3 protein-coding genes are annotated in these 6,462 nt (G+C 37.9%); 1 reads left to right on the top strand and 2 read right to left on the bottom strand.

What is annotated here, in order from left to right:
• Positions 1-191 (top strand): hypothetical protein (locus ACFIM1_RS08725; RefSeq protein WP_375609749.1); only part of this gene is annotated, 191 nt, incomplete at its 5' end.
• A 611-nt stretch (positions 192-802) separates the two neighbouring features.
• On the opposite strand, the gene ACFIM1_RS08730 is transcribed toward ACFIM1_RS08725, so the two are convergent.
• Complete coding sequence (locus ACFIM1_RS08730) at positions 803-5,629, bottom strand: autotransporter outer membrane beta-barrel domain-containing protein (protein ID WP_375694623.1); 4,827 nt, start codon at positions 5,627-5,629, stop codon at positions 803-805.
• 638 nt (positions 5,630-6,267) lie between these two features.
• The coding region (locus tag ACFIM1_RS08735; RefSeq protein ID WP_375607571.1) for an autotransporter outer membrane beta-barrel domain-containing protein at positions 6,268-6,462 on the bottom strand (195 nt) is incomplete at its 5' end.

The following is a 6,462-nucleotide window of genomic DNA, read 5'->3' on the forward strand; positions in this document are numbered from 1 at the left end:
AAGATCTTACAGAAACAGAACAACAGCTTCTTCATGAGATGATAGAGACCTATCAAGGCTTAAAGATGATGTCACGCTTTATGAAGTGGATTGCCTTCATTGTCTTTATGTTTGTTATTGATTTTGCCCGCCTTATGGATGCACTCGATAATATCTTATCACACCTCAAAAAATGGATAACAAAAAGTTAGAATTAGAGACTCTTTGGACATCAGGATTTACTAAAAAACCACCCCGAAAAGAACTCTTGATTCGTAATAATTAGAGAGGCATGTTAAAAATCCTATTCCCGAACTTTATTATATCGTCCCTAACTTTACAAAAATATAAATCAAATTAATTATCTATATAGATAAAAAGGGGGCTTTTTATTATTCAGAGAAATATTGTGAGATACTGATATAGTGGTACCATGACATCTTTTACGTGATGGTAGGGATTATTATATGACCCAAATTGGGGTTATGAGGGAACAAAAAAGGATGTAGAAGAAGCTTATAAAAAAGCTAATCTACTTGGGTTTAAAGTGGATTTTCATTTTTCAACACAGTGGTATTAATTTATTTCTAATAGACTTCTCTTTTTCTCAAAGTAGGAAGTACTTTTCATCCACTGGGGATGGAAGTGCTCTGTTGCATTTGTTGTGTCTTGTCTTGGTGATTTTCGTAAAGAACTAAGTATAAAGAGGGAAGGGTGCTTTAAAAGGAAAAAAGATGGCTTTAATGTACAAAAAAGGCAGCATATTGTGGCTGCCCTTTTGTTAAATTGAATAGAATGAATAGGCTATTTTTATAGCCTTGTATTAAAACTGATAGCGTATGCCACCTGAAAAGCTTGCACCACTTATACCAGTTTTCTGAAGCTTTTGTCGATAGCTTACATCACCGTAAAGAGAGAAGTTGTGAGATAGTCGCGCATTGATACCAATTCCTCCCTCAATTGCTGTTCCCATGGGATCAAGGTTAAAATTCTTGCTCATTTGTACTTTTCCATTATCACCAAAGGTTTTGATCAAGTTTACTTTTCCATAGAAGGAAAGGGCAGGACCATTTTCAGCAGTCATAATGGTTTTGGTTAAACGTCCACCAACACGGATCAACCATTGAGAAGGATTTTTCATATCAACGGTAAAATTATCAGCATCTTCAATGGTATTAAACATCAAATGTTGATAAGCAAGTTGTGCTTGAGGCTCGAAGGTTAAGCCTTCCATTCCGGTTGCAAATTCTTTGCCAACGGTGGTGGAGATACTCAACATTTTGGCATTTTTCAACTTTGCGGTTTTGCCAATGATAGCATTGCCGATATCTCCTTTTAGAATTCCATAGGATAACAGTGTATCCATATAGAAACCATTGTCATGCTGCACGCTGCCATAAGCTGTTAGTGACCATTTATCCAATGTGCTCTCACTGACATCATCCATATCCTTTGGAGTGAAAGATAGCCGCCCATAGGTGCCTACAAGACCGAAATGTGTCGTGGTATTTTGTCCTTCTAATACCGCTAATGTGACACCGGCTTGTAGAGCAGCATAACGGACATCAGCACCATAACCATATTTAAGGGGACCACGTTTCGAGGATAAGGTTCCTTTACCCCCATAGGTAGAGAGGAAGAAACTGTTTTTTAGATTTTTCTGCTCTCCCAAGACTGTTGTTCTCATATTGGCTAAAAGTGCATTTTGCTTGGCCATATCGGCCAATCCAGTATAAAAGAAAGCATTTGGCATAACCAAATAGCTTGCCATTTGTGGTACAACTGCTCTTACTTTTGAATCGGGGTTAAGAAATTCAGACTGCAAGCGAAAATCCCAGAAATCTTTATCCTTTTCATCGAATAAGTTTTGGTTAGCATTGGCCTTGCCATAACTTGATACTGGTCCATAGGCAGTCAGCGTATATTTATAAGGAGTTCCTCCTATGGTGGTATAGCCATTTTTCAATTTAAAGGAGTCTTCTTTTGCTTCTCCAGAAACTTGAATAAGTGAAAGTCCACCTATATTGGAAGGAGCAGAAGCATTTTCTACACTCTCTTTATCCCCTGAAGAACTTTTGACGTAAACTGTTGTGGTGCCTGCTACATCACCGTGAATGAGAAGCCTATCGGTTTTTTGTGCATCTATTGCAACACCATCACTCCATATAGCGTTGAAATGAATTTCTGCCTCACCAGAGGCATTATAGACTGCTAGAGTGGTTGGTATTCCAGATCCTACATGCAATGTATGATAATGATCTTCTACCAGTCCATTGAAAACAATAGAACTATCATTGAGATTGAGTACAGAAATATCAGAACGTGACCTTTGAGCAATAGCAAGCAGTTTTCCATCATCATCGGTTTCTTTTGTACTGGTTTTCAATATCCATGTTGTCTTGTTTGCCAAATCAAAGCGTACAGTTCTGTTTTCTGCAATTTTTGTTCTTCCCTTTAATACCGAGTTATTAGCATTTAGTGTAAAAGCAAAGTTATTTTCTTTAGTTGAATCTTTTGCCGCTAATAAAATATCGGCACTGATTTCTGAATTTTTGAGATTGGCTATACCGATTGATTGGTCTGCATTAATTCCAATACTATTTTCAGTGCGAATCTTTGTATTTGTCAAGTTGATTTCTAAGGTGTTATCGTCCTCGGATTTATCAAATGTTATGCCACTGTTTTCTGCTGTTGCAGAAACATTTGTTACATCAATATATCCGCTATTTTTTACAACAAATGCTGATCCTTTTGCTGCTACGGTCCCTCCATTCATTTTAATCGTGCCACCGTTTTCTGCATAAAGCCCGATGAAAGTATTGCTAATCGCTGTATTTCCATACAATTCAATTAAGCTGTTAGGATTGCTGGTAGCTGCACCGTATCCGTTACCATCCATCGTTGTTAGAGCAACGTCTGTGACCTTAATATGTCCACCATTCATTGCGAACAATGCCATGGTTTTCGCAGTTACTGTTCCCCCAGTCATTATGATTGTGCCACTATTTTCTGCATCAAGTCCGGTTACAGCATTATCAATAGTTGTCTTCCCATACAATTCAATCAAGCTGTTAGGATCGGTGGTAGCTGCGCCATAGTTACCATTTGTTGTTGTTAGAGCAACATCTGTAACCTTAATATGCCCACCGTTTTTTGCAAGCAATGCCATGTTTACAGCGGTTACAGTTCCTCCCTTCATTGTGATTGCCCCACTATTTTCTGCATTAAGCCCGATGAAAGCATTATTAATTGTTGTTTTGCCATGCAATTCGATCAAGCTATCAAGATCGGTGGTAGCTGCACCATAGTTACCATTTATTGTTGTTAGAGCAACATCTGTGACTTTAATATGCCCACCGCTTTTTGCAAGCACTGCCATGTTTGCAGCGGTTACAGTTCCTCCCGTCATTGTGATTGCCCCACTATTTTCTGCATTAAGCCCGATGAAAGCATTATTAATTGTTGTTTTGCCTTGCAATTCGATCAAGCTATCAAGATCGGTGGTAGCTGCGCCATAGTTACCATTTGTTGTTAGAGCAACATCTGTAACCTTAATATGCCCACCGCTTTTTGCAAGCACTGCCATGTTTGCAGCAGTTACAGTTCCTCCCGTCATTGTGATGGTACCACTATTTTCTGCATTAAGCCCGATGAAAGCATTATTAATTGTTGTTTTGCTTTGCAATTCGATCAAGCTATCAGGATCGGTGGTAGCTGCACCGTATCCGTTGCCTATTGTTGTTAGAGTGACATCTGCAACCTTAATATGTCCACCACTTTTTGCAAGCAATGCTGCGCTTGTCCCAGTTACAGTTCCTCCCTTCATTGTGATGGTACCACTATTTTCTGCGCCAAGGCCAGTTACAGCATTATTAATCGTTGTTTTCCCATGTAATTCAATTAAGCTGTTAGGATCAGTGGAGGCTGCACCGTATCCGTTACCATCCATTGTTGTTAGTATTACATCCGTGACATCAATATATCCGCCGTTCTTTGCAAATAATGCTGCACTTTTTCCAGTTACAGTTCCTTCCGTCATCATGATGACACCTCTGTTTTCTGTATAAAGCCCGATAAAAGCATTATTAATCGTTGTTTTCCCATACAATTCAATCAAGCTGTAAGGATCTGTGGAAGCTGCTCCGTTTCCGTTACCATCTGTTGTTGTTAAAACAACATTTTCGCCTCTAATATATCCACCGTTCACTGCCAATAATGCTCTGTTCCCCCCAGTCACTATTCCTCCCATCATTGTGATTGTGGAGAATAAACCGTCTGCATAGAGTCCATCGCCATGAGATGATGTAACTTGAACGCTGCCTTTTTGACTATTGGCTAAAGTAATGATGCTGCCTTCCGTAACGTATAGCCCAGCGTGTTCTCCATTATATTCTCCTCCTAATATCGCTATTTGAGAATGACCTTCTGCGGATATGCTGGTTTCTGCTTGGGTAATGGTTACATTTTCTAAGGTGACTTGACTTCCAGCAAAGGCTGTTATTCCTGTGTATAAAAACTCTTCATTTTCCAATTCATTTTCTAATTCACTTTCCCAGCCAGCGTCTAATTCATTGTCCGATGTTTTTGCATTTGCTAGCTTGTCTTGATCACTTATGCTGGTGTTTGCATAAGTAATTGTTACATTTTCTAGCTTGTTTTTTTTTCTCTTACTTTCATTGAAGAATGCGCCAGTTTCAAAAGCTTTAATGGTTCCTCCTGTCATTGTGATTGTGCCACTGTTTTCTGCATAAAGCCCAATTACAGCATCATTAATTACCGTATTTCCATGCAATTCAATTTTACTGTTAACATCATTGGCTATTGCACCGATTCCGGTGCCATCTGTTTTTAAAGTAACATCTGAGATGTCAATATGTCCGCCATTTTCTGCAAGCAATGCTGTGCTTCTTCCAGTTATTGCTCCACCAGTCATTGTGATTGTAGATTGTTCACCATTTGCATAAAGTCCATCACCATGGGATGATGTAACTTGAACACTGCTTTTTTTGTTATCGGCTAATTCGCTATAAGTTAAAGTAATAGCGCTGCCTCCTGTAGCAGATATTCCTTTGAGTTCTCCATCAAATGCTCCTCCTAATATCGTTATTTCAGAATGATCATTTGCAAATATACTAGTGTTTGCTTGTGTAACCGTTACGTTTTCTAAAGTAACTTTGCTTTTGTTGTCGGCAGTTATTCCCTCGTCCATGAAGTGGTCGTCTTTACCGCTTGATATTGTTACACCTTCCAGCTTGTTTTTATCATTCATACTGTTTTCGAAGAAAGCGCCAATTTCAGAAACCGTAATAATGCCTCCAGTCATTTTGATTGTAGCACCATCTTTTGCATTAAGACCAAGACGAATGTCAAAATCAGTTCCTTTAATGGCTGTGTCTTGCAGGAATGTAATCGCACTGCCAAGACCGTCAGCTGTTACAGCATAAATATCTGTGTCTTTATTCCCAACCACAGTTAAATGTGTGCCAGTGATTTCTCCGTTGTCTTTCGCATTAATCATCTCATACGTTGTATTAGATACTTCTTTTTTTTCGCCGGAAACTTCAAGAGTTTCAGCATATACATTGAGATGGGTGTTGAATAGCATGACAGCTATGACAGCCGTGCAGGATAAAAGGGACTTTTTACACATCAAGATTTCCTAAATTATAAGTAAATTATAAGTGCCACACACTCTTCCCCCGCTTATAAGAAGGATATCAAATGGATGGGTATTTTAGAGATGGAACGTGATAGGCGATTTTTATTTTTATGTAAAGTATAAAATAAATTATATATTTAATATATAATGAATTATATTTTAAATTCATTTTGTGCTAAAATAAATATATTATGTTAATATTATATAAGTATTATAAGTTTTTCTATTCAAGATATATGTTATGTTTGCATAAAACTTGTTGCTTATGCTTAAAGAAAAGAAGTAGGCAAGAAAATTTCAAAAAACTGTATGCTTGAGCCTGATAGGGATTTCTTTCAACATCATAAACAAAGCTAATACCATAGCTTTCATGTTTTCTTTTAACACGGTTACGATGAAATAGCGTTCATTGATTTTTCAATCGACTTTTAGTTTTTTTCAAGAGAAATTTTTACTAGTTGAAAGTGCGATATTTTATTGTCTTGAGTTTTTTTAACTAATTTTCTCAAAGAGAAATGTTGGCGATGTGTATTGGTAGAGAAGAATAGAGGAGAGATAAAAAGGCAGCACGATGTGCTGCCTTTTTGTTAAATTGAATAGAATGAATACGCTATTTTTACAGCCTTGATTTAAAACTGATAGCGTATTCCTCCTGAAAAATTTGCTCCAGATATACCAGTTTTCTGAAGCTTTTGTTGATAGCTTACATCACCATGAAGGGAGAAATTGTGAGATAGTTGCGCATTAATGCCAACGCCGCCTTCAATTGCAGGTCCCATAGGATCAAGGTCAAAATCTCTGCCAATCCGGATGGTACCATCATC

Source organism: Bartonella sp. AC158YNML (assembly GCF_042196725.1).
Lineage (GTDB): Bacteria > Pseudomonadota > Alphaproteobacteria > Rhizobiales > Rhizobiaceae > Bartonella.